Annotated in this window: 24 protein-coding genes; 21 read left to right on the top strand and 3 right to left on the bottom strand. The window is 35.3% G+C overall.

Annotated elements, in window-relative coordinates:
• Positions 1 to 182 precede the first annotated feature (182 nt).
• The 5 genes from QQS35_RS14540 (at position 183) to QQS35_RS14520 (ending at position 4,122) form a co-directional block, all read left to right on the top strand.
• Positions 183 to 722: a Spo0B domain-containing protein gene (locus QQS35_RS14540; RefSeq protein ID WP_285932942.1), complete on the top strand. Its 540-nt coding sequence runs from the start codon at positions 183 to 185 to the stop codon at positions 720 to 722.
• Between the two features lie 15 nt (positions 723 to 737).
• Complete coding sequence (gene obgE, locus QQS35_RS14535) at positions 738 to 2,018, top strand: GTPase ObgE (RefSeq protein ID WP_285932941.1); 1,281 nt, start codon at positions 738 to 740, stop codon at positions 2,016 to 2,018.
• Between the two features lie 43 nt (positions 2,019 to 2,061).
• Positions 2,062 to 2,511, top strand: coding sequence for an ACT domain-containing protein (locus QQS35_RS14530; protein WP_285932940.1), 450 nt, complete (start codon positions 2,062 to 2,064; stop codon positions 2,509 to 2,511).
• Positions 2,512 to 2,527: 16 nt separating this feature from the next.
• A complete protein-coding gene (gene pheA / locus QQS35_RS14525; RefSeq protein WP_285932939.1) occupies positions 2,528 to 3,403 on the top strand; it encodes a prephenate dehydratase in 876 nt (291 codons plus the stop codon).
• 380 nt (positions 3,404 to 3,783) lie between these two features.
• Positions 3,784 to 4,122: a DUF3889 domain-containing protein gene (locus QQS35_RS14520; protein ID WP_285932938.1), complete on the top strand. Its 339-nt coding sequence runs from the start codon at positions 3,784 to 3,786 to the stop codon at positions 4,120 to 4,122.
• Positions 4,123 to 4,371: 249 nt separating this feature from the next.
• Here QQS35_RS14520 and QQS35_RS14515 read toward each other — a convergent pair whose 3' ends face one another.
• Together QQS35_RS14515 and QQS35_RS14510 are read right to left on the bottom strand one after the other, a co-directional pair.
• The gene (locus QQS35_RS14515; protein WP_285932937.1) at positions 4,372 to 4,908 is read right to left on the bottom strand and encodes a transcription repressor NadR; all 537 of its coding nucleotides are present in this window, start codon (positions 4,906 to 4,908) and stop codon (positions 4,372 to 4,374) included.
• 47 nt (positions 4,909 to 4,955) lie between these two features.
• Positions 4,956 to 6,083: an IscS subfamily cysteine desulfurase gene (locus tag QQS35_RS14510; protein ID WP_285932936.1), complete on the bottom strand. Its 1,128-nt coding sequence runs from the start codon at positions 6,081 to 6,083 to the stop codon at positions 4,956 to 4,958.
• A 128-nt stretch (positions 6,084 to 6,211) separates the two neighbouring features.
• Between QQS35_RS14510 and nadB the strand changes: the two genes are divergently transcribed.
• From nadB to yajC, 15 genes are all read left to right on the top strand, one after another.
• Entirely contained in the window at positions 6,212 to 7,783 is a 1,572-nt protein-coding gene (gene nadB / locus QQS35_RS14505) for an L-aspartate oxidase (RefSeq protein WP_407933968.1), read from the top strand.
• The gene (nadC, locus tag QQS35_RS14500) at positions 7,780 to 8,625 is read left to right on the top strand and encodes a carboxylating nicotinate-nucleotide diphosphorylase (protein WP_285932934.1); all 846 of its coding nucleotides are present in this window, start codon (positions 7,780 to 7,782) and stop codon (positions 8,623 to 8,625) included. Before nadB ends, nadC begins: the two co-directional genes overlap by 4 nt.
• A 36-nt stretch (positions 8,626 to 8,661) precedes the next feature.
• Positions 8,662 to 9,768 (top strand): quinolinate synthase NadA, encoded by a 1,107-nt coding sequence (nadA, locus tag QQS35_RS14495; protein WP_285932933.1) that lies wholly within the window; start codon positions 8,662 to 8,664, stop codon positions 9,766 to 9,768.
• Positions 9,769 to 10,454: 686 nt separating this feature from the next.
• A complete protein-coding gene (gene safA, locus QQS35_RS14490; protein WP_285932932.1) occupies positions 10,455 to 11,753 on the top strand; it encodes a SafA/ExsA family spore coat assembly protein in 1,299 nt (432 codons plus the stop codon).
• Entirely contained in the window at positions 11,704 to 12,708 is a 1,005-nt protein-coding gene (locus tag QQS35_RS14485) for a phosphotransferase (protein ID WP_285932931.1), read from the top strand. The genes safA and QQS35_RS14485 overlap by 50 nt, the downstream gene beginning before the upstream one ends.
• Before the next feature lie 188 nt (positions 12,709 to 12,896).
• Entirely contained in the window at positions 12,897 to 13,490 is a 594-nt protein-coding gene (locus QQS35_RS14480; RefSeq protein ID WP_285932930.1) for a YhcN/YlaJ family sporulation lipoprotein, read from the top strand.
• 253 nt (positions 13,491 to 13,743) lie between these two features.
• Complete coding sequence (locus tag QQS35_RS14475) at positions 13,744 to 14,493, top strand: YebC/PmpR family DNA-binding transcriptional regulator (protein WP_285932929.1); 750 nt, start codon at positions 13,744 to 13,746, stop codon at positions 14,491 to 14,493.
• 182 nt (positions 14,494 to 14,675) lie between these two features.
• The gene (locus tag QQS35_RS14470; protein WP_285932928.1) at positions 14,676 to 15,008 is read left to right on the top strand and encodes a hypothetical protein; all 333 of its coding nucleotides are present in this window, start codon (positions 14,676 to 14,678) and stop codon (positions 15,006 to 15,008) included.
• Between the two features lie 557 nt (positions 15,009 to 15,565).
• Complete coding sequence (locus tag QQS35_RS14465; RefSeq protein WP_285932927.1) at positions 15,566 to 16,120, top strand: BofC C-terminal domain-containing protein; 555 nt, start codon at positions 15,566 to 15,568, stop codon at positions 16,118 to 16,120.
• Positions 16,121 to 16,452: 332 nt separating this feature from the next.
• A complete protein-coding gene (ruvA, locus tag QQS35_RS14460) occupies positions 16,453 to 17,064 on the top strand; it encodes a Holliday junction branch migration protein RuvA (protein ID WP_285932926.1) in 612 nt (203 codons plus the stop codon).
• 16 nt (positions 17,065 to 17,080) lie between these two features.
• Positions 17,081 to 18,082 (top strand): Holliday junction branch migration DNA helicase RuvB, encoded by a 1,002-nt coding sequence (gene ruvB / locus QQS35_RS14455; protein ID WP_285932925.1) that lies wholly within the window; start codon positions 17,081 to 17,083, stop codon positions 18,080 to 18,082.
• Between the two features lie 5 nt (positions 18,083 to 18,087).
• Positions 18,088 to 18,279: a DUF2905 domain-containing protein gene (locus QQS35_RS14450; RefSeq protein ID WP_285932993.1), complete on the top strand. Its 192-nt coding sequence runs from the start codon at positions 18,088 to 18,090 to the stop codon at positions 18,277 to 18,279.
• A 33-nt stretch (positions 18,280 to 18,312) separates the two neighbouring features.
• Entirely contained in the window at positions 18,313 to 19,341 is a 1,029-nt protein-coding gene (gene queA, locus QQS35_RS14445; protein WP_285932924.1) for a tRNA preQ1(34) S-adenosylmethionine ribosyltransferase-isomerase QueA, read from the top strand.
• Between the two features lie 252 nt (positions 19,342 to 19,593).
• The gene (tgt, locus tag QQS35_RS14440; RefSeq protein ID WP_285932923.1) at positions 19,594 to 20,733 is read left to right on the top strand and encodes a tRNA guanosine(34) transglycosylase Tgt; all 1,140 of its coding nucleotides are present in this window, start codon (positions 19,594 to 19,596) and stop codon (positions 20,731 to 20,733) included.
• A gap of 14 nt (positions 20,734 to 20,747) precedes the next feature.
• Positions 20,748 to 21,011 carry a preprotein translocase subunit YajC gene (gene yajC / locus QQS35_RS14435; protein WP_285932922.1) on the top strand — a complete coding sequence of 88 codons (264 nt, stop codon included), beginning with the start codon at positions 20,748 to 20,750 and terminating at the stop codon, positions 21,009 to 21,011.
• 105 nt (positions 21,012 to 21,116) lie between these two features.
• On the opposite strand, the gene QQS35_RS14430 is transcribed toward yajC, so the two are convergent.
• Complete coding sequence (locus tag QQS35_RS14430; protein WP_285932921.1) at positions 21,117 to 21,497, bottom strand: TIGR04086 family membrane protein; 381 nt, start codon at positions 21,495 to 21,497, stop codon at positions 21,117 to 21,119.
• 575 nt (positions 21,498 to 22,072) lie between these two features.
• Between QQS35_RS14430 and QQS35_RS14425 the strand changes: the two genes are divergently transcribed.
• A complete protein-coding gene (locus tag QQS35_RS14425; protein ID WP_285932552.1) occupies positions 22,073 to 23,305 on the top strand; it encodes an IS110 family RNA-guided transposase in 1,233 nt (410 codons plus the stop codon).
• Positions 23,306 to 23,403 lie beyond the last annotated feature (98 nt).

Below are 23,403 nucleotides of genomic sequence, written 5' to 3'. Positions count from 1 at the left end.
ACGATAGTGTTGTATTCAACTACAGACATCCATATAGTATAGATGATACACTGAACTCAGATTAAATAAACCGATGCATTATTTTATAGAGATAGTCAAATAAAGAATGGTAGATTATTTGGTATTTTTCTATTTCTCTTTTCTTTGCTATAATTTTGTTAATGCCTTAGGGGGAAATCATGATGACAGATGAAGAAACAATTGAACTATTGCGGCATTATCGTCACGATTGGATGAACCAAATTCAACTACTTATGGGTTACACTTCTATGAGGAAGATAGAAAGAGTTGAAGATAAGCTAAAAGAATGTGTAAGAAATGCAGACAATGAAAGAAAACTAGTGAATTTAAATATACCCAAAACAGCAATTTGGTTGATTAGCTTTAACTGGAGTTTTGAAAATTTTAGAATAGAATATAAAATCGATACAGATAATAGTAATCTTTTGATAGATGATCAGTTATTACATAAACAATTTAATGAAGTAATGGAAACTTTTACAACCTTTGGAATGAATTTAGAGTTATATCATGGTACAATTACTATTCGTCAACTAAATAATCAAGACAATGCTGAAGTTGAAGTTTATTTTTCCGGAGTATTTGATGAAATAGACCGTTTAAAAAGAGGATTTTTAGAAAAAAATAAATTATATCATTTAAAAATAAAGCAATTATCTAACGATAGACATGAATGTAAGCTTACGTGGATATGCAGCTGAAGAGGTGTTTTACTTATGTTTGTTGATCAGGTTAAAGTTTTTGTAAAAGGTGGAGACGGAGGAAATGGACTTGTCGCATATCGTCGAGAAAAATATGTACCACTTGGTGGTCCAGCTGGTGGCGATGGCGGTAATGGAGGCGATGTTGTTTTTAAAGTGGACGAGGGCTTAAACACATTAATGGATTTCCGTTACCAAAGACATTTTAAAGCAAAACGTGGAGAGAACGGGATGAGTAAAGGTCAGCATGGGAAAAACTCAGAACCCCTTGTATTATCTGTGCCTCCTGGAACTACTGTAAGGGATGATACTACAGGGGAAGTGATTGCAGACCTAATTGAACATGGTCAAGAAGCTGTGATTGCTAGTGGAGGCCGCGGAGGTCGTGGTAACATTCGTTTTGCTACGCCAAAAAATCCTGCTCCAGAGATTGCTGAAAACGGAGAACCTGGAATTGAAAAAGATATTCAAATTGAATTAAAATTAATAGCAGATGTAGGATTGGTAGGCTTTCCAAGTGTCGGAAAATCAACGCTTTTATCTGTCGTAAGTGCTGCTAGACCAAAAATTGCTGATTATCATTTTACAACACTTGCTCCAAACCTTGGTGTGGTTGAAACCGAAGATCAGCGTAGTTTTGTATTGGCAGACTTACCTGGATTAATTGAGGGTGCCCATGAAGGTATCGGATTAGGCCATCAATTTCTAAGACATGTGGAACGGACACGTGTAATCGTTCATGTAATTGATATGGCTGCTACGGAAGGTCGCGACCCTTATGAAGATTACGTAACAATTAATAAAGAACTTGTAGAATATGATGAATCACTTAGTCATCGACCACAAATTATTGTTGCAAACAAAATGGATATTCCCGGTGCCGAAGAGCATCTTGAAGCGTTCAAGGAAAGATTGGATGACGATAATCCAATCTTTCCAATCTCAACCATTACACGACAAGGCTTAAGAGAACTTTTATTTAGCGTTGCTGATAAATTAGCAACGATACCAAAACATACAAAACCATTAGAAGAGAAAGACGAGCGCGTGATGTACCGCCATAAAGAAGAACAGAAAGACTTCTTTCTCACACGTGATCCAGATGGTGCTTATGTATTATCAGGTGCAAGAATTGAAAAGTTATTTAAAATGACTGACTTTTCTAGAGATGAATCTATACGCCGTTTCTCAAGACAAATGCGAGGAATGGGTGTTGATGAAGCATTAAGAGAAAAAGGTGCTCAAAATGGAGATACGGTTCGTTTACTTGAATATGAATTTGAGTTTGTGGAATAGAGAACCAGTTGGTAAGGACGGCGATCTAAAAGGGGAATGAGAGATGGCTAATAAAGAGGAAAAGTTTTATCTAATCAGAAATGATTTTCTTCCAGAATCGATGCGTAAAACAATCGAAGCCAAAGAGTTGATCGAGAGAGGCAAAGCTGAATCTGTTTTTGATGCTGTAAAGCAAGTGGATTTATCTAGAAGTGCTTTTTATAAATATCGAGATGCTGTGTTCCCATTTCAAGCTATGGTTAAGGAAAAAATTATCACGCTTTTCTTTCATCTCGAAGATCGAACAGGAACACTATCTGACTTACTAACTACTGTGGCTAATGCAGGTGGGAATATTTTAACAATCCACCAAACAATTCCATTACATGGAAAAGCCAATGTAACCATTTCATTAAATACAGTAGGTATGTCATTAGATATTGAGACGCTTATTCAGCAGTTAAAAATGTTAGATTTTATAGATAAAGTAGAAATATTAAGTTCTGGTGCTTAAACAGGGGGAAAATGGAATGGCATATAAAATTGGTTATCTTGGACCTAAAGGAACATTTACAAAGATTGCTGTAGATGCAATTTTTAATGGTGATGAAAAAAAGGGGTACACAACAATCCCGGAGTGTATGGATGCAGTTGAACAAGAAGAAATTAAATATGCCGTTCTCCCATTAGAAAATGCAATTGAAGGAACCGTTAACTTAACACTTGATTATTTGATTGAAAAAAAACCTTTGAAAATAATTAGTGAAGTTATTGTGCCAATTCGCCAACATTTAATGGTACATCCATCACATGTTAAGGATTGGAAAAATATTGAGGTTATCCATTCCCATCCGCATGCTATTGCGCAATGTCACCATTTTCTTCATGAGGACATGAAACAAGTAAGGACAGAGTCAGTATCATCAACAGGTGCTGCCGCTAAATATGTAAGTGAACACCCAGAGTTAAAAGTGGGAGCAATTGCCAATCATTTAGCTGCAGAAGAATATGGTCTTTCAATCGTTAAAAAAGATATCCATGACTTCACAAATAATCATACGAGATTTGTTGTACTACATAAATATGCTTCAGAGTTGTTTTCAAAAAAGTTAGAAGTGAAAGGATATAAAACAACTTTAATGATTACCTTACCTTCTGACCATCCTGGTGCTTTGCATCAAGTTTTATCTGCATTTGCATGGAGAAAGGTCAATCTATCCAAAATAGAGTCTAGACCAATGAAAACTGGTTTAGGCAACTATTTTTTTCTAATTGATATCGAGCAGAAAATGGACGATGTACTTATACCAAATGCGATTGCTGAACTAGAGTCATTGGGTTGTTCTGTAGAGGTTTTAGGCAGTTATCCTTATTTTTTATTTAATGGATTATCATTACAAGTTTAATTAGGTGTGATGCACGAAAAAACACTTACCAAATTCCTAGTGGATGTGGTAAGTGTTTTTTGTTTAATAGCAAGAAATTATAGATTTAGTGTCCTGTGTATAACTGACTATTTCATGTTCCACGTCCAGCTACAGCGCCTACCCGAGTCAAACATCTATGAGGTAAAGAGCACCACATAGATGTTTGACTTAATTGCCCTAGGGTGAACAAGGCGCCTGCGCTTATGTTCCTATTAGCTTGTTTTAATCATTTATGAAGATGAATAGAAATCGAAAATTCGACAAATCATAGGAAAAGGGAATGATTACTATCCGTTAAAAATAATTTAGATTCGATATTTTCGAAAATTTGTTAGTTTAGAATAGGAGGGTTATTATATATGAAAAAATTATTAAGTAGTACGTTGCTTTGTGCGGCAATTTTAACTTCCGTACCATACAATATCCAAAGTGACATGAATAGTGCAAGTGCAGAAGATCTTCCTTCTTATGCAAAGTGGGGAAGATTGGCGGTTAAAGAGGCGACAGAGAAATACCCAAAAGCTCAACTTATTGATTATGATCATAATGGTAAAATACAAAATGAAAAAACTACTGTTGAAAAATTTAAATTATGGTTAGAAAAAGATAAGCAGGAATTCGGTTTATCCATTGATATTGAGTACAACACCAAGACAGAAGAAATAGTGGATATAAAATTAAAACGAACAAATAAATAAAAGGTAAGTCTTTTTTTATTGTTGTTTATGAAGTTACAAAAATTAAATTGGTAAATATAGCTAACATTCAGTTATGTCTATCCCACGCCTACCCGAGGTGGCCGCGCCTACCTGAGGTGTCACAAAACGCTCGACGAGGCTTGTGTTAAGCCTGTTGAGGTTGAGAAAGGTGCCCGAACTTTTCTTATTACAAAAAATTAAGAAACACTTCTATTAGAACTAGAGTGTTTCTTATTATTAGATAACATGTTAAGACTTGATAATGATTCCTTCCTCTTTTAGCACCTTAAATGCTAACTCCAACTTTTCCTCTTTATCAGCCTCTAATGTATGTAGATGAATTCCATCGGTTAATTGCAGTAAATAAGGTGCTTTCGTTTCTTCCACACGCTGAATAAATTGATCAACTTCATTTCTATTACTAACCATGATAGATGCTTCTAAATCTCCATAAACAGGGTGTTCAATAAATACATTTTTAACAGTCACGCCTTGATCAACAATAAGGTATAATTCTTTTTTAGTTTGTTCGGGTGTATGCTTACATGCAACAACCTTCTGAAATAACTCTTTATTACTTTTCTTTAAATATAGGTACCCTTGACTAGTAGCGATAATCGGTTCATTGGTCGCTTTTAATAAAGAGATATCTTGAACTATTACTTGCCGGCTCACGTTTGTCTTATTTGCTAAATCACTACCAGTCATTGGTCGATTGTTTTCTTTTAACCATTGAAGAATTAAACTCCTGCGATTTTTCCCTAATAATTTTTTACTATCTGTCATCATTTAAGCTCCATTCTTTATAATCTCCTATGAAATACACGGACTAGTTATAAGTTGTTACTAACTTTTTTACATATATCAATAGCTTTATCTATATCACCCTGACTTGTAGATTTCCCTAGTGATATTCTAATAAACCGTTTTGCTTCCGCTTCAGATTTACCAAGCTCCATAACTGATCGTGATGGTTGTTGGTCTCCTAAACTACATGCACTCCCGGTTGATATAGCAATTCCTGCTCTATTAAATTCTAACATCGCATAATCACCCTGGGTTCGATTTAATAAGATTCCTATAATATTCGGTAGTTGACTTTTACTATTTATTATCTCCATTTTAAACTCAAGATCATTTATTTTACTAATGAAGTACTCTCTTAAATTACTTAACCTTTTTTGTTCAAATTCTATATTCTTACAAATATCTTGGGCAGCAGTAACGAATCCAGCAATACCAGCTACATTGACAGTTCCCGCCCTGAAACCTTTTTCTTGATTACTATTATTGAAATCTGAAGACCAGGAAATGCTCGGATTAAGGTAAACTGCTCCGACCCCCTTGGGCCCATAAATTTTATGACTAGAGATGGAAAGACTATCTATCTTTAGTTGGTTAATATTTACTGGTATCTTTCCAAATGTTTGAACACAATCACTATGAAAAAAGACTCCGTTATGATGTAATATTTCACCGATATCTTCTAACTGTTGAATCGTTCCTAATTCAGAGTTTGCGTGTTGAATCGAAGCTAGAATTGTATCATTGCTAATTATTTCTTTTAGTTGATCAATAGCTACCTGTCCAAATTTATCGATAGCTAAATAAGAAACAGAATAGCCCTGTTCGTATTCAAGTTGTTTAAAAAAATTATATAAAGAACTGTGCTCCATAGCCGTTGTAATAATATGTTTTCCCTTACGCTTGTTCGCACGTAACAATGTTTTAACTGCTAATATATTCGATTCTGTACCACCACTAGTAAAGTAAATTCCGTTAGAAGGAGCATCTACTAATTTAGCTAATTCTTCTCTGCAATGCTCTAAGACTGCTTTTGATGATGTGCCGATATCATGTAAACTGTTTGGATTTCCATAATAATTTTTAGATACTTCATTAAACACATGTAATGCATTATCACTGATTGGCGTTGTTGCGGCATAATCAAGGTAAATCATAACGAATGTTCCTTCCTATAGAAAGCTTGTTTATATAATTCTAATCATAACACTTCCAAAAAAGTCTTGTCATCTATCAAGTTATGTGTAAATATAAGTGTAAAGACACATGAGTGAGGTGTAATGGTATTAATAAGAAAAAAGTAATCATCATAGGTAGCGGTCTAGCGGCATTAACAGTTGCTGAACGACTGTGTCAGCACTGTCATGTGATTATCTTAACAAAATCAAATAAAGATCATAGTAATTCTATCAAGGCGCAAGGTGGCATAGCAGCATCTGTATCCCAAACAGACCATTGGAAAATTCACTATCAAGATACAATGATGGCCGGATGTTTTTATAACAATCAAATGGCTGTAAATGTATTAGTTGAGAAAGGTCCACTATATATTAATAAACTAATGGAACAGGGTCTTGAATTTGATCGAGATAGAAATGGTGATCTATTACTAGGTAAAGAAGGTGCACATCAAAAAAGGAGAATTCTTCATGCTGGTGGTGATGCAACTGGTAAAGTAGTCATGAATTTTATGAAAAAACAAATAGATGGAAAAGTCACTATTATTGAACATGAAGTGGTACTTGATTTAGTTATAGAAAATAACACGTGTATAGGTGTGATCACTAGTAATAGCCATGAGCAGCTAACTACTTATTATGCCGATCATATTGTTTTGGCAACAGGAGGTTGTGGTGGGTTGTATCAGGTTACTTCGAATGATCCTTCTGTTGTTGGAGACGGCTTAGCTATGGCCTATCGAGCTGGTGCTTCACTAAGTGATTTAGAATTCATTCAATTTCATCCTACTATGTTGTATTTAAATAACCGCAATTATGGATTAGTATCCGAGGCTGTAAGAGGTGAGGGTGCCATTCTAGTTAATGATGTTGGGAAATTGGTTATGAAAGATACTCATCCTTTGAAGGACTTAGCGCCAAGGGATGTGGTGGCTCGAGCAATACAAACAGAAATGACAAATGGAAAGACAGTTTTTCTTGATATTTCGATGATTGAAAATTTCAGTATGAAGTTTCCAACGATTAGCTCTTTATGTGAACAAGCAAACATAGATGTAGACACAGGATTAATTCCAGTAGCCCCTGGAGCCCATTTTCTAATGGGAGGGGTTGTAACTAATCAGGTTGGGGAAACAACGGTAGACGGCTTATATGCGATTGGAGAGGTGGCTTGTACTGGTGTACATGGAGCAAACCGTTTAGCGAGTAATTCATTGCTTGAGGGTATTGTTTTTTCTAACTTATTAGCTGATCAAATATTGTTAACACCTACAGATGTAAGTGTATATAGAAAAACGAATGCAATGGACAAAAAAACGTACACGCCTGTTGGACCATTACCCAATTTGGCTGAAATCCAAGAGGTGATGCAAATTCACGTTGGTATTGAAAGAACTAAACAAGGTTTACTAGATGCAAAATCCTGGATTGAACAATATGATTTTAGAAGTTATCGCGACGCATTAATAAATAATTATACGCCAATTCAAATAAGAACAGTGAATATGTTAACGACATGTTGGTTGATTATCACTTCAGCTTTAAAGCGCACAGAAAGCAGAGGTGCTCATTACCGTAATGATTATCCGCTGATTAATGATCACGAGTGGCGTAATAAACAAATTATTAGGAAAAGATTAGAGACTGAACCAAGAAAAATGACAGGAGTAGGGCAATGAACAAGATAAAACTTAAAAATAAATTACAAGCGTTTTTGTTAGAGGATATCGGAGATCAAGATATGACAAGTGAGATGATATTTCCTGAAAACCAATTTGGGGAAGGAACGTTTACTGCAAAAAGCGAGGGTATTTTATCTGGTGTGGAAGTAATTGTTGAGACATATCGGTTACTTAATTCGGAAACAGTTATATCATTGCAAAAACATGATGGGGATCGATTGGAAAAAGGTGATGTTATTGCAGTTGTCCGGGGGAATGTGAGAGATTTACTGTCAGGAGAAAGAGTTATTTTAAATTTAATACAACGGATGAGTGGGATTGCCACGTTAACGAACGAAGCTGTGCAAAGACTAAATTCAAATCATACAAAAGTTTGCGATACAAGAAAAACTACACCTGGATTAAGAATGTTTGAAAAATATGCTGTCACCTGTGGTGGTGGATATAATCACCGCTTTGGATTATATGATGCGGTAATGATTAAGGATAATCATATTGCATTTTGTGGTTCCATTACAGAAGCTGTGAAAAAAGTTAGAAATCAACTCGGACATATGGCCAAAATTGAAGTTGAAACGGAGAATGGTGAACAAGTTGCTGAAGCAGTAAATGCTGGTGCAGATGTAATTATGTTAGATAATCAGCTGCCAGAGCAAGTAAGAGAGCTAGTCAAGTTAATTCCGGAAAACATCACTTCAGAAGCATCTGGCAACATTAATCTGAAAAATATTGCTGAATATGGTTCTAGTAACGTTGATTATATATCCTTAGGATTATTGACACATTCCGTAACGGCATTAGATATAAGTTTGGATGTAGCATCAAGCATGAACTCTTAGTACGTGCCTAAAATTGATTAAATCAGGGGGAGAATAATGAATATTTTAGAAGCTTTAAAGACGAAGCAAAATGAAATGCCTGAGAGATACAAACAACTTTCTGTAGAAGAAATGGAAAGCCGTGTTAAACAGATTAAGCAGAAGTTTGGACAACGTCTGTTTATTCCTGGACATCATTATCAAAAAGATGAAGTGATACAATTTGCAGATGCTACAGGTGATTCATTACAACTAGCACAAGTTTCTGCCCAAAATAAAGCGGCAGAATTTATCGTTTTCTGTGGTGTACACTTTATGGCTGAGACAGCAGATATTTTAACAAATGATGACCAAAAAATAATTTTACCAGATATGCGAGCCGGTTGTTCGATGGCTGATATGGCGGATATTGATCAAACAGTGCGTAGTTGGGAAATATTACAAAGGACATTTGGAGATACAATATTACCATTAACTTATGTGAACTCCACAGCTGCAATTAAAGCATTTGTTGGAAAAAACAGTGGTGCTACTGTTACTTCTTCTAATGCTAAAGGTATGGTGGAGTGGGCATTTACCCAAAAGAAAAGAATATTGTTTTTGCCTGATCAACACCTCGGTCGAAATACGGCTTTTGATTTAGGTGTACCGCTTAGTCAAATGGCAGTATGGGATCCAATTAATGACCGATTAGAATTTGAAGGAAATAATGAAGACATTAAAGTAATTCTATGGAAAGGACACTGTTCTGTTCATGAAAATTTCACTGTAAGAAATATAGAAGAAACTAGAGAAGTAAACCCAGATATGAATATTATTGTTCACCCAGAATGTAGTAGAGAGGTAGTTGCTTTATCTGATTATGCGGGTTCAACCAAATATATTATAGATATGATTGAAAAAGCACCTAAAGGTAGCAAATGGGCGATAGGGACAGAAATGAATCTAGTTAAAAGGCTAATAGATAACAATCCTGATAAAGAAGTGGTTTCCTTGAATCCATATATGTGTCCTTGTTTGACGATGAATCGAATTAATTTACCACATTTATTATGGACACTTGAGGAACTTGACCAAGGAAATGTCATTAATCAGATAAACGTAGATGAAACAATCTCTAACCAAGCAATTAGCGCACTGAATAAAATGTTGGACAAAGCTTAATAAATTTTGAAGACAGTTAAACAGGTTATATTATAGCCGTTGACCTTGATAGAAAGTTCGCACTTAGTATTTTTAATTTTTGTGTACTTCTTTTCTGTTGCAATGAGTCTTGAGTGGTAATAATCCGTTCCGACAGAATACTCCGCTTTCCACGGGCACAGCTTCAGCTAACTCAAAAGGAGACCACTTCTGAGTGGGTCTTCAGCTCGTGGGACTGCGATTACTCCCCCCCAAAAAAACATTCCTTGTCCTCCCTCAGTTAGATTCTATTTACTCACAAATGCTCGCTGTGGGAAAACGATGACGCTGAGACCCTACAGAGAGCGAAGTATGTTTCCGAAGTGATGAATGAATTAAGGAAATCAACATAGTGTTAGGGAACTCTATATTTTATATGTCGTAAACAACAAACTTTTAAAACAGTCATTTCAAAAACAAGAAGCAGAGAGGAATTCCTCTCTGCTTTATTATGTTACAAACTAATTAATAATTAACAGTTCTTGTTATGGTGTGAACGTTGTTTTTATTAAATTGGACGTTAGTTGAACAAAAAAATATAGGTGAAAATATAGTATGTCCATCAAATAATTATTCAACTTTTTGGGTTATTCGCATATGTTGATAATGAATTATTCTGTTAAAAGTCTATAGGCAGATTACTTAAATATAGAAGGGAGTTTCAGAGTTTGAAAATTCATGTAGTTCAAAAAGGTGAAACATTATGGAAAATTGCTCAAAAGTATGGAGTTGATTTTGAAGAAGTTAAACAAATGAATACACAACTATCTAATCCAGATATGATTATGCCAGGAATGAAAATCAAAATCCCTACAAATTCAAAGCAAGTAAAAAAAGAACAACCGTTAGATAAAGAGATGAAAAAGTATCCAGCACCTCATATGAAAAGTGAGACAACTAAACCCAAAAAACAAGAACAATCAAAGAAAAAAACAGAGGCAAAACATCCTTTTAAAGATACTTCTGACAAAGCGATGCCAGTAATTAAAGAGGACGATTATAAGAAGCCTAAAAAAGATAAGCAAAGCTATTCAATGAAGCCAGTAGATATTCCAGAAATACCAATGATGGAACAGCACTTGGAAAATTACCCAGCATCGGTTAATATGCCGAAAATGCCACATTTTGAAAAAACAAAAGTAGAGCAAGAAGTAAATAAAACAGACGTAGATGTAGATGTAGACTACTATCAAAATACAATGAACTATCCAGCGCAACCAGTAATGCCAACACAACAAACACAGCAACCCTACTACTCTCCACAACAACCTGTTATGCCAATGAACTATCATCAAACTGCGCCATACTGTGTCCCTATGAACCCAGTTCCTTATCCAGTGCAACAGGCACCACAAATGCACCAAGCGCCACCAATGCCAATGCATAATATGCCATACAATATGGAGTGTAATGATAGTAGTTATTATGCTGAGCAAACATCCCATTATCAGGCTCCAATTCAATCAACGATGCCATTTAATCAAGAAACTCTAATGGAGTCTTCGTCAAGTAGTCTAGAAATGCCACAAATGCCTCACCATTTAGCTGGTGTTTGTGAGGAAGAACAGCAACATCATCAACATCACCAAATGCACAATAAGAATTACTACCCAGGGATGAATCATTCAGTAAATATGCCAATGACATCAGCATATGGTCAAGGATCTGTTCCAACTCCATCTTATGCGGGTGGATATACACCAATCACACCGTCTTATGGACCAGAAAAGCAATATCAGCAAGGATATACTCAAAACCAACCTGTTCCACAAATGCCATATCCAACCGCCCAACAAGGAATGTATCCGCAAGCCCAATACCCAACAAGTCCTAATATGATGCCAGAATACACACAAGGATATCCTCAAACCATGTCAGGCTACGGCTATCCACAGCAAGGTCAAATGATGCCAGGTTATGGATATCCTACTAATCGTAATCAAGAAAATGAAGATGAAAGTGAATAATAAAATGTATAGAGACGATTCGCATATGAGTCGTCTCTCTTCTTTTTTAATCAATGAGGGTGGGCTAGAGGTCATTAACATTGGGCAGATAAAAGAAAATGTATTTTATATAAAGACAGTAGAAGGAAGTTTTGTGCTAAAAGGGAAACATAGTTGTGACACCATTAAACAGCAATGGAAAATTTTTTCTGAAATTGATAATCAACATGTAAGCAAGTTCAGTCATTTTCCAAATTCAAAGCAATTTCTTTCTGGTTACGGATTACATTGGACAATTACTCCTTTTATTGAAGGTACCGCATTGTCTTTTAATAGCCATAGAGATCGAGTAGATGCATTAACTACTATTGCTACATTTCATAATAATGCACAAGGAATCACAGTAAATGATCCTATTATAAAAGATCCGTTGTATTTAAAGTGGAATAAAAGGATATCAAAGTTGAACAAAACAAAGTACTTAATGGAACAACATGGTTTTTTAGAATTATATGAAGAAATTATGAAATTAACAGAGAAGCGGTTATCTGTATTTGAACAATTAGACTGGTATCAAATTGAAAAAGATGCAGTTGAAGAATGCAAGTGGGTACATGGAGATGTCGCTTCACATAATTTTTTGAGGGATAATAAGCAAAAAATATATATGATTGATTTTGATTTACTGTCACTATCCCCACCTGTATACGATTACATTCAATTAGGTCAACGTTTTTTACCGTATCTTGATTGGGACCTTGATAGACTGCTTGCTTATAATATGTGTGGAAATGAACAAGAGTTTAGGATTTGGTTATTGGGAATTACAATCCCTTCAGACCTTATACGCGAATGGTGGTACTTTAATTTAAAAAGTAGAACAGAACGACAGTATAAATGGTATTTAACCCGATTATCAAACGATTGGATGAAAAGATTGCGATTTGTCGAAGAAGTTGAAAGTATGCTTAGATAACTATTATACTGTAAATTTTTACAAGAAAGATGAATGAAATGATAGCACTTAAACCGTGAAATGGATAGAAGTCCTTAGAATAAAATGGAGAGATTTTTATATAGTAAAAAGTTGTTTTATAATACCAATATGATTCTCGTATAAAAAAGCATTCCTTACCCATTCTAAAAGTAAGGGAGGTTTTTTAAATGAAAAAAATAATTCTTTTCCTCATAATTTCACTTGCTTGTTTTTGTGTTTTGTCTGGGTGTTTAGTCAAAGAAGGTGCAAATCGTGATAAGCTAGGTGGCGATGATGATACGTATGATGATTATCCTCTTGCCTACAATACAAAAGAAGAGGAATCAGAACGAAATGGCACAAATGTAAATAATAATCGTAATCGTGAGGAGTACTTAGAAGGCTATCAAACAGATTTAGATCGCCCTAATAACCAATCCGGCTATACAGAAAATTTTTATAATGATGAATCTGCAAAAGTATCTCAAGAAGTAAACAAACTTAAAGAAGTTAATTTATCACAAGTGATTGTTACGGAAAATAAAATTATTGTATCAGCAATGTTAGAACAAAATGAGTATAGTGATGACATTGATGCGATTATCAAAAAGATAGGTGACAGTGCTGCAAATATATTTCCAAATAAGGAAATTACAGTCTATACTGATGCGATTTACTGGAATGAAATGCGTAATTTGAATTCAAGATTGAAAAGTACAAAAGATCCACATGAATCAAACAACCATATTAATGATTTTATTAATACCCATGATAATAATTAATCCTTTGTTAATTCAATCAATTTTATAATACCAATTTTGTCATTACCTACAACAATATATAGTTGGATAAAGCTATTTCCAAACTATATATTGTCGTAGATGACCGAATTAGGAATTATGAAAATGACTCAATTCAGAGGATTTTTTCTGTTTACATAAGATATATAAACACTTTTAGAATAAATTGTAGATATGATACAGTATAAATAAGTTAAAGAACAGAGGAAAAGTAAGCAGGGAGGAGAATGTAGAGATGGCGGGTCATTCTAAGTGGAAAAATATTCAAAGACGAAAGAATGCACAAGATGCCAAACGCGGGAAAGTGTTTATGAAAATGGCTAAAGAGGTATTTATTGCTGCAAAACAAGGTGGTGCAGATATGGATACAAATCCGGCTTTAAGATTAGCTGTAGACAAAGCTAAATCGAATAATATGCCTAATGAAAATATTGATCGCGCAATAAAGAAAGCCACTGGTGATTTAGATGGGGTACATTATGAAGAGCTCATTTATGAAGGTTATGGTCCTGGTGGTGCCGCTGTTATTGTAGAAGCGTTGACAGACAATAAAAATAGAACTGCTTCCGAAGTTCGTTATGCATTTAATAAAAATGGGGGGAACTTAGGGGAAAACGGATGTGTGTCATTTATGTTTGATCGAAAAGGGTATATTGTGATTGATCAAGATTCAACAAGTATAAATGAAGATATACTTTTACTCGAAGTTATAGAGGCCGGTGCTGATGAAATGGAATCATTAGATGATTGCTATGCTATCTATACAGACGTTGAGGATTTTAATGAAGTTAAGGAGCAGTTAGAAGATAAAGGTTTTACGTTAGAAACTGCGGAACTTACGATGGTACCCCAAACATTGTCTCCACTTGAACAAGACGAGGCTAGAAAAATGGTTAAACTTATAGATATGTTGGAAGACCTTGAAGACGTTCAAGAAGTGTACCATAATTTGGATGCAGATGAGGATGTAATAAACCAACTCTAATATATAAAAGATACCAAATGTTACTTATAAAAGGTGAGTTATTAACTATTTGTAAAGGGAAGTTTGCTAATCATAATCATGTTGTATATTGTCAAACATTATTCACATTCAATAAGGTTGTGAAGGATTTAACATTGTATAATGAGTGTGTGTTGGTAAACTAAAAAAAAGAGGGTGTTCGTATGTATGCGAATCATGATGTTGACGAATTATTAGATGAGCAGCAAAATAGTGAATGGGTTAAATCACTAGAATTATTGAATGACTTCAATAATGATCAGAATGATTATTTCGTCGTTTATAAAAAAGAAGATCAAGCGACGGAACATGAAATGCAATTTAATAAAGTTACAAGAATAGATGCTGAAAACTATTTAATTGCTATGCATAATGAAGACTATCATGAAGGTATAAGGTACTATACTGGCGAAGATATTAGATTGAATCGATTAGATATTATAAATGTGAAAGTTGTAGATCCAAGTGAATTTGATTTTGTAGTGTTTACCGACTAGTTATTAGTCGGTTTTTTTTTTCATACACCAGGAAATTATAGATTTAATGTCCTATGGATAATTGCATGTGCCACGTCCAGCTCCAGCGCCTAAACCCTCGAGGTCTTAAGACAAACATCTTTGTGGTAAAGAGCAAAAATTAGATGTTTGTCTTAATTGCCCTAGGGTGAGCAAGTCGCCCTGTGCTTTTGTTCTGTGGTTTAACCTAGGTAAAGCATAAAAATTAATTGTACTGCTTTAAACTATATAACTCGGAAATATTACACCCCTAGAACACTTATTATATTTTATTTTTCTAGATGAACTGTACCTGATTATGGATAGAACTTCTATTTTTTGGTCAAACTTTAAATATAGGTTAATATGCATAGTTCTTTTAGGCAAAATTAATAGCTAGTTTAATCAATTTCATAATACCAATTTTGTCGTCATCTACAACAATATATAGTTGGATACAACCATTTCCACTATATATTGCCCTTAGATGACTGTATAAGGTAATTATGAAGTTGACTCAGTTAAGGAAATAATTAAATTTTTATATACGGGGTGAAGATATGAAGAAACATATTTTGTTTTTAGTTTTATCTATATCAGTAGTGGTTATTGGACTTGGGGTTTCCACCTATGTACAAGCGGATAACCAACTAATAAGAGTCGACGCTGATGATAAAAATGGTGAATCTTCTCAACAAGATCAGTTAGTATTAGAAGTGACTTTGCAAAAACAATACCTGGACGGGAAAATTGTAGAAGAAACACATGAAGAAAAAATTACAGCAATGGAAGATTTCTGGTCCTATTATCATGGCTGGCAAGTAATGAATCAGGAACAGGGTAAAATTGTATTTAAGAAACAAATAGATGATATTTCACCTTATCTAAAGGAAAATGGCTATTTTGGTTTGAGTAATGATATTTTAACGATATTTGAAGGCAAACCAGATCATGAACAGGTGATACAATCCTTTTATCAAATTGATACGAGTGAGTTAGAAAGCTATCAAGCTAAAGAATTACAAGACGGTATTAAAATTGATTCAAAAGAAGTTTATGATTATGTATTAGAAGCTTTTCGTGAAATGACACCATCTCGATCGGTAAGTAGTTGAAGTTTAAAATGAAAGGAGCCTAACCGTATTTCTATGGTTAGGCTCCTTTCATTTAACAGAGATGTCTAGCTCCAGCGCCTAATTCCTCGAGGTCTTAAGCTTGTCGGGCTTTAGCAAGGCGCTTGCGCTTTTCTTATGAGGCACGTGTTGTTCTTAAATAAGTTGTTTTGATTATGGATATTATATTTTTAAAGATATTATACGAACATACGCTTCTGTGATAAAATAGTAAATGGTGTAGTTTAGCAATTTCATATTATACGCTACCTGTATGATAAACTATAAGTAATTAATTGATCAATGACTTTGGACGAATGTTAGGGGAGAATAGGATGATCGCATACATAAACGGAATCTTAGAATTAGTAACAGAAAGTGTTGTCATTGTAGAGGCAAATGGTGTGGGATATGAAATTATTTGCGCAAATCCATTTGCGTTTCAAGATAAAATTGGGGAAAATGTTCGTATTTATACGTATCATTATGTTCGTGAAGATACACAAGTATTATACGGTTTTAAAAATACAGATGAGAAACTATTGTTTTCTAAAATATTAAGTGTTTCTGGTATTGGTCCAAAAGGTGCGCTTTCGATACTAGGTGTGGCAGGGGTGCAAGACTTTGTTGTAGCAATCGAAGAGGAAAACGAAAAGTTTTTAACAGGATTTCCAGGTGTAGGGAAGAAGACAGCGCGACAAATGATTCTTGATCTTAAAGGGAAATTGCCATTCGAATATACGGTTACAGAACATCAAGTAGAGGAAGGCAAAACAACAAATACGGCAGCACAGATACAAGCACTTGAGGAGGCATTTGAAGCCTTAAAGTCTCTTGGTTATTCAGACAGAGAAATTAAAAGTATTGCACCAACACTTAAGCAAGATAAACATGCTAACGCTGATGAGTTCGTCCGAAAAGGATTAGCATTGATGATGCAAAAATAAGAAAGGGGTGGGATAGATGGAAGATCGAATGATATCTAGTGATTCTCATGAGGAAGACTCACAGATAGAGCTTAGTTTGCGCCCCACAACATTAAGGCAATATATCGGACAACATAAAGCTAAAAATAATTTGAGTATTTTTATTGAGGCCGCTAAACTAAGGAATGAACCATTGGACCATGTATTATTATATGGACCTCCTGGATTAGGAAAAACAACAATGGCATCTATTATTGCAAATGAAATGGGTGTACAGTTTAGGACTACTTCAGGTCCAGCTATAGAACGTGCAGGTGATTTAGCTGCCATTCTATCCTCACTTGAGGCTGGAGACGTTTTATTTATTGATGAGATACACCGACTACCTCGATCTGTAGAAGAGATACTTTATCCAGCAATGGAGGATTTTTGTTTAGATATTGTTATTGGTACTGGATCTAGTGCCAGGTCTGTCCGTTTAGAATTACCACCTTTTACATTAGTAGGTGCAACTACGAGAGCAGGACTATTGACTGCACCCCTCCGGGACCGTTTTGGTGTATTAAGTCGACTGGAGTTTTATGACACAAATGATTTATGTTCTATAGTTGAAAGAACATCGGATATATTTAATGTTTCCATATCTAAGGATGCTGCAATTGAAATAGCTCGTAGGTCGAGAGGCACACCTCGAATTGCTAACCGTCTTCTTAAACGTGTAAGAGATATTTCTCAGGTTAAGGGTGAAACAGAAGTTACGGTTGAAACAACAAAACATGCACTAGAAATGCTACAAGTAGACCCAGCAGGCTTGGACCACATCGATCATAAATTACTTTTGGGTATTATGGATGGTTATAATGGGGGACCGGTTGGTTTAGATACAATTGCAGCCACCATCGGAGAAGAATCACAAACAATTGAAGATGTGTACGAGCCGTTTTTGTTACAGATGGGTTTTATCCAGCGTACACCAAGGGGAAGACTTGTAACAAGAAAAGCCTATGAACATTTCAATCGGGAGGTGCCAGAGGCTTGACCGGTATGGGGAAAATCTTTATTGTTATAGGGGTTGTATTTATTATTGTAGGTTTATTGTGGGGGATATTTGGAAAACTACCAGGTGATGTTAGTTTTAAGAAAGGAAATTTTTCCTTTCACTTTCCAATTATGACATCGATTATTGTCAGTATTATCTTGACAGTTATATTTTATATAATCGGTAAATTCCGCTAATTAAATCTTCAGTAGAAACGATAGGAGATAACTATGGATATTAACGACTTTGATTTTGATTTACCTGAAGAACTGATTGCTCAAACTCCGTTAAAAGATCGAACATCGTCTCGATTATTAATTATGAATCGCCACGATCAAACGATGGAGCATAAGTATTTTTCAAATGTTATTGACTACTTAAATCCAGGAGATTGTCTTGTGTTAAATGATACAAGAGTACTACCTGCTAGGTTGTATGGTAGTAAAGAAGACACAGGTGGAAAGACTGAAGTATTGCTTCTTCATCAACAAGAGGATGATGTATGGGAAGTGCTTGTCAAACCAGCGAAAAAGGTGAAACAGGGGACTGTTATTACTTTTGGAGATGGCAAATTAACTGCAACTTGTATCAAAGTGAAAGAACACGGAGGTCGGATCCTTCGTTTTCATTACCAAGGGATATTTTTGGAAGTGCTAGATGAACTTGGCGAAATGCCACTACCACCTTATATAAAAGAGCAATTGTCAGATAAAGAGCGTTACCAAACTGTCTATGCAAAAGAGGAAGGTTCTGCGGCTGCACCAACAGCTGGTTTGCATTTCACAAAGGACTTACTGGAGAGCATTAAGAATAAAGGTATTGAAATTGCCTTCATTACTTTACACGTGGGTCTAGGGACATTTCGTCCAGTAAGTGTTGATAGTATTGAGGAACATGACATGCACGCAGAGTTTTACCATATGTCTGATGAAACTGCTAGCCAGTTAAACCGAATCAAGCAATCGGGAGGCAGAATTATTTCTGTTGGTACAACCTCTACACGTACATTAGAAACGATTGCGAGAGATAATAATGGCAAACTTGTTGCAGCTAGTGGTTGGACAGATATCTTCATTTATCCACCATACGAATGTAAAGCAATAGATGGTTTGATTACTAACTTCCATCTACCTAAATCTACACTTATTATGTTAGTTAGTGCCCTTGCAGGGAAGTCGTTTGTATTGGAAGCTTATAAGGCAGCAATTAAGCAACGATATCGTTTTTTCAGCTTTGGCGATGCCATGTTAATCATTTAATAGTTCATCAAGTGAAGATTTTTTCATAAGATGTTGATGAAAAATTCGACGTGAATTTATAGTCAGTTTAGTTCGATTATTTTAAACGCTTAAAACTTTGCGCTTTGCTGGCTAAATCCTATAGCTTCTCTATAATGAAAAGCGTTCAACAAGGCGTTCTTCAGCTTGCCATTCGACATTAAAATAAGTACAGAGTTTTATCAATAAGGTAAGGGAAATTGTTAAAAATTTATATATGGAAAGGGTATTATAATGCCAGCAATCACCTATGAATTAATAAAAACGTGTAAGCAAACAGGCGCAAGATTAGGAAAAGTCCATACACCTCATGGTTCGTTTGATACACCAATGTTTATGCCTGTAGGCACATTGGCGACGGTTAAAACGATGAGCCCAGAAGAATTGGAACAAATGGGTGCAAAGATAATTCTATCTAATACGTATCATTTGTGGCTAAGACCAGGTGAGGATATTATCCAAGAAGCAGGTGGTCTTCATAAGTTCATGAACTGGGATGGAGCAATTCTTACTGATTCTGGAGGATTCCAAGTATTTAGCTTGAGTGACTTAAGACAGATTGAAGAAGAAGGAGTTCACTTTAGAAATCATATAAGCGGGGAGAAGTTATTTTTATCACCAGAAAAAGCTATGCATATTCAAAATGCTCTAGGATCAGATATAATGATGGCATTTGATGAATGTCCACCATTTCCAGCAGAACATAAGTATATGAAAGATTCCGTTGAACGCACTAGCAGATGGGCAGAACGTTGTTTAGAAGCCCATGGTCGACCGGATGTGCAAGGATTGTTTGGTATCATTCAAGGCGGAGAGTATGAGGATTTACGTCGTCAAAGCGCACAAGACTTGACCTCAATGGATTTTCCGGGATATGCTATTGGTGGCCTTTCTGTTGGTGAACCAAAAGATGTGATGAATAAGGTGCTAGATTTTACAACTCCGTTACTACCTAATAACAAGGCCCGTTACCTAATGGGGGTTGGGTCACCCGACTCTCTGATTGATGGGGCAATTAGAGGCATTGATATGTTTGATTGTGTTCTGCCAACTCGTATTGCAAGAAATGGTACATGTATGACTTCAAACGGACGTTTAGTAGTCCGCAACGCGAAGTATGCCAGAGATTTTTCACCAATTGATCCTAACTGTGATTGTCACGTCTGTAAAAATTACTCAAGAGCATATATTCGCCATTTAGTCAAATCGAGTGAAACATTTGGATTTAGACTTACTACTTATCATAATCTCTATTTTCTGTTAAAATTAATGGGGCAAGTCCGCAAAGCGATAACAGAAGATTGTCTTGGCGATTTCAGAGAAGAGTTCTTTGAACAATATGGGTTTAATAAGCCCAATGCTAAAAACTTTTAAAAGGAGGGGTTACATTGGATACTTTAATCGGTTTATTACCAATTATTTTAATGTTTGTCATTTTTTACTTTTTATTAATCCGACCACAACAAAAGAAACAAAAAGCTGTCAGACAAATGCAGTCGGATCTACAAAAAGGCGATAAGATCATTACAATTGGTGGAATGCATGCAACTGTGCATGCAATAGATGAAGATACACTTGTACTAACTGTACAAGATGGTACAAAACTTACATACGATCGTTCGGCTGTAAGAGAAGTATTGAATAGAGATTAAATTTAACCAATAAAAGAGGCTGACTCAACCACTGAAAATTAATTGTTGAGATAGCCTCTTTTTCATGTTTAAAATATAAAAAGAATAATATGAATCAAGTGTATGTTAACTTTCCTTATCAGTACTCATATTTACTCCGAACACTCCGCCCAGTAAAGCGGCTAACAGAAATCCGCCATGGTGAATCATTTGATTCGTGGAAAAACCATTTCTATATCCGAGATATTGATAGAGTAGTATAAATAAGGTAAAGCCAACTCCAATACCGGCACCTAAAATCCAACCTTTTTCTTTTCCTTTTAATCCAGCGACTAGTCCTCCTGAAAAAAGTGCGATTATACTAACTGCTAAAGTTGTCCAACTAAGTGTTGATGATCCTAATGATGTAAATCGTAATAGTAGCGATAGGATTAAGCTTGCACATAGCATAATCACAAAAGTTACGATCCATCCCCAAAGAAGAGCAGAAAAACGAGATTTTGCCACACCATTCCCTCCCTGTTTGTCCATTTTTACTATCTTATTCTAATATTTTTTATATAGAATAAAATAATTTAAATAGCTATGAATACATTTAAGATATAGGCACAATTTTATGTGCTTTATTTATAGTGAAAATAATCAACTTATTGTTTCATATAGGCTCTTTTTGCAAACATTGTAGCTTTTCGGCATTAAAACTTGATACAAAGTCTGCTAACTTTAGTGTGATTTTCTTCTGTCTTTACAAGATGAGTATTGGTCTAGCGTTGCGAAAAACCACTCGCTTTCCGTGGAGAACGCTTCAGCCCCTCGCTCGCAAAGAATGCTTCCTTGAAAACCCACATGTCCAACCAGACACCGCAATGGATGAAAATGGGTTTAGAGGGTTAATGATGAATTATCCTGTTAATCATAGTAACGCAGGTCTAAGGTCGTTTCTTTTTTGGTGGACATAAACCCCGACTTGAAAACCGATCTATTGTATTCATGAGTATCGCTGATTGTTGCCATAGAGCACGTGTATAAAAATACTCGCTCGAGAATACATGACCTAGCATATAAACAAGGATGGGTTAATTATGGATGCTATTTTGGAACGAGTTGCAGGACTTGATGTTCATCAAGAGACAGTTGTTGCGTGTGTATTATATGGTCATTTAGACTACAAACCCAAAAGAAAGACAAAAACATTTGGAACGACAACAAAAGAATTATTAAATCTACAGGACTGGCTTGCAGAACTTAAGGTAACAGATGTTGCAATGGAAAGTACTGGAGTCTATTGGAAACCAGTTTGGAACATTCTAGAGGGGAGTTTTACACTTGTGCTTGCCAATGCACAACGAATCAAGAATGTACCTGGTAGAAAAACTGATGTATCCGATGCTTATTGGATCGCAAAACTGTTACGTGCAGGACTCGTTGAATCTAGTTTCGTTCCACCTATAGAAATAAGAGACTTACGAGATTTAACACGATATCGTCGAAAGCTTTTAGGTCATACAACATCCGAAAAAAATAGAATCCATAAAATATTACAAGATGCCAATATCAAATTGAGTACCTACATCACAGATCTATTCGGTGTATCTGGACGTGCTTTATTAAAAGCGATTCTCAATGGAGAAGTAATAGAATCCGACCAAGTAATGGGAATGGTAAAAACAACACTCAAGAAAAAAGTGCCCCAAATCGTGGAAGCTTTAAACGGTCGAGTTCGCCTTCATCATCGAGAACTGATTACAATGCATTATGACCACCTCCTTTACATTGAGAAACAAGTCGAAGAATTAGAAAGTAAGATTGCTCAATTAGTAACCCCCTATCAGGAAGAGATTAACTTATTAATAACCATTCCGGGTATTAAAAAAGATGCAGCAGCGACCATCTTAGCGGAAATAGGTATTGATATGTCTAACTTTCCAACTGATAGACACCTATCATCATGGAGTGGACTTAGCCCTGGTAATAATGAAAGTGCCGGTAAAAAAAAAGGTTCCAAATCGAACAAAGGAAATAAAGGTTTAAAAGCAGTCCTATGCCAAGTAAGTTGGGCTGCAATGAAAAAGAGGGACAGTAGGTTAGCTTCCTTTTATTATCGTTTAGTAAAAACACGTGGACCAAGAAAAGCAAATATGGCACTAGCACATTTAATATTAAAAATTATTTACCAGATGTTAAAAACAAAAACTTCATATGAAGAATTAGGTTGGGACTACCTTCCAAAAAAAGAAAGGAAAAAAGATTACTTTATAAAAAAACTTCAACATATGGGCTATGAAGTAGATATTCAAGAAATCAAACCCGCATAAATATTTTAATAGCCAAATTTTTTAAAATGAATTTATTCATTTTAGGGAGAGTACTTTTTTGCGCCAAAATTATTGAAAACCTCCATTTTCGTATAAAA

It is taken from the genome of Aquibacillus rhizosphaerae, from assembly GCF_030282825.1.
Taxonomy (GTDB): Bacteria; Bacillota; Bacilli; order Bacillales; family Amphibacillaceae; genus Aquibacillus_C; species Aquibacillus_C rhizosphaerae.
The sequence above is the reverse complement of the archived record's forward strand: the minus strand, read 5'-3'. Positions and strand labels throughout refer to the sequence as shown.

Coding starts and splice junctions, on each gene's coding strand:
- QQS35_RS14475 (WP_285932929.1), top strand. CDS start 13,744: ATGGCGGGTCATTCTAAGTGGAAAAATATTCAAAGACGAAAGAATGCA.
- pheA (WP_285932939.1), top strand. CDS start 2,528: ATGGCATATAAAATTGGTTATCTTGGACCTAAAGGAACATTTACAAAG.
- QQS35_RS14540 (WP_285932942.1), top strand. CDS start 183: ATGACAGATGAAGAAACAATTGAACTATTGCGGCATTATCGTCACGAT.
- QQS35_RS14485 (WP_285932931.1), top strand. CDS start 11,704: ATGGATATCCTACTAATCGTAATCAAGAAAATGAAGATGAAAGTGAAT.
- queA (WP_285932924.1), top strand. CDS start 18,313: ATGGATATTAACGACTTTGATTTTGATTTACCTGAAGAACTGATTGCT.
- QQS35_RS14465 (WP_285932927.1), top strand. CDS start 15,566: ATGAAGAAACATATTTTGTTTTTAGTTTTATCTATATCAGTAGTGGTT.
- QQS35_RS14515 (WP_285932937.1), bottom strand. CDS start 4,908: ATGACAGATAGTAAAAAATTATTAGGGAAAAATCGCAGGAGTTTAATT.
- QQS35_RS14510 (WP_285932936.1), bottom strand. CDS start 6,083: ATGATTTACCTTGATTATGCCGCAACAACGCCAATCAGTGATAATGCA.
- nadC (WP_285932934.1), top strand. CDS start 7,780: ATGAACAAGATAAAACTTAAAAATAAATTACAAGCGTTTTTGTTAGAG.
- ruvB (WP_285932925.1), top strand. CDS start 17,081: ATGGAAGATCGAATGATATCTAGTGATTCTCATGAGGAAGACTCACAG.
- QQS35_RS14530 (WP_285932940.1), top strand. CDS start 2,062: ATGGCTAATAAAGAGGAAAAGTTTTATCTAATCAGAAATGATTTTCTT.
- QQS35_RS14425 (WP_285932552.1), top strand. CDS start 22,073: ATGGATGCTATTTTGGAACGAGTTGCAGGACTTGATGTTCATCAAGAG.
- QQS35_RS14480 (WP_285932930.1), top strand. CDS start 12,897: ATGAAAAAAATAATTCTTTTCCTCATAATTTCACTTGCTTGTTTTTGT.
- QQS35_RS14450 (WP_285932993.1), top strand. CDS start 18,088: ATGGGGAAAATCTTTATTGTTATAGGGGTTGTATTTATTATTGTAGGT.
- obgE (WP_285932941.1), top strand. CDS start 738: ATGTTTGTTGATCAGGTTAAAGTTTTTGTAAAAGGTGGAGACGGAGGA.
- QQS35_RS14520 (WP_285932938.1), top strand. CDS start 3,784: ATGAAAAAATTATTAAGTAGTACGTTGCTTTGTGCGGCAATTTTAACT.
- nadA (WP_285932933.1), top strand. CDS start 8,662: ATGAATATTTTAGAAGCTTTAAAGACGAAGCAAAATGAAATGCCTGAG.
- QQS35_RS14470 (WP_285932928.1), top strand. CDS start 14,676: ATGTATGCGAATCATGATGTTGACGAATTATTAGATGAGCAGCAAAAT.
- ruvA (WP_285932926.1), top strand. CDS start 16,453: ATGATCGCATACATAAACGGAATCTTAGAATTAGTAACAGAAAGTGTT.
- tgt (WP_285932923.1), top strand. CDS start 19,594: ATGCCAGCAATCACCTATGAATTAATAAAAACGTGTAAGCAAACAGGC.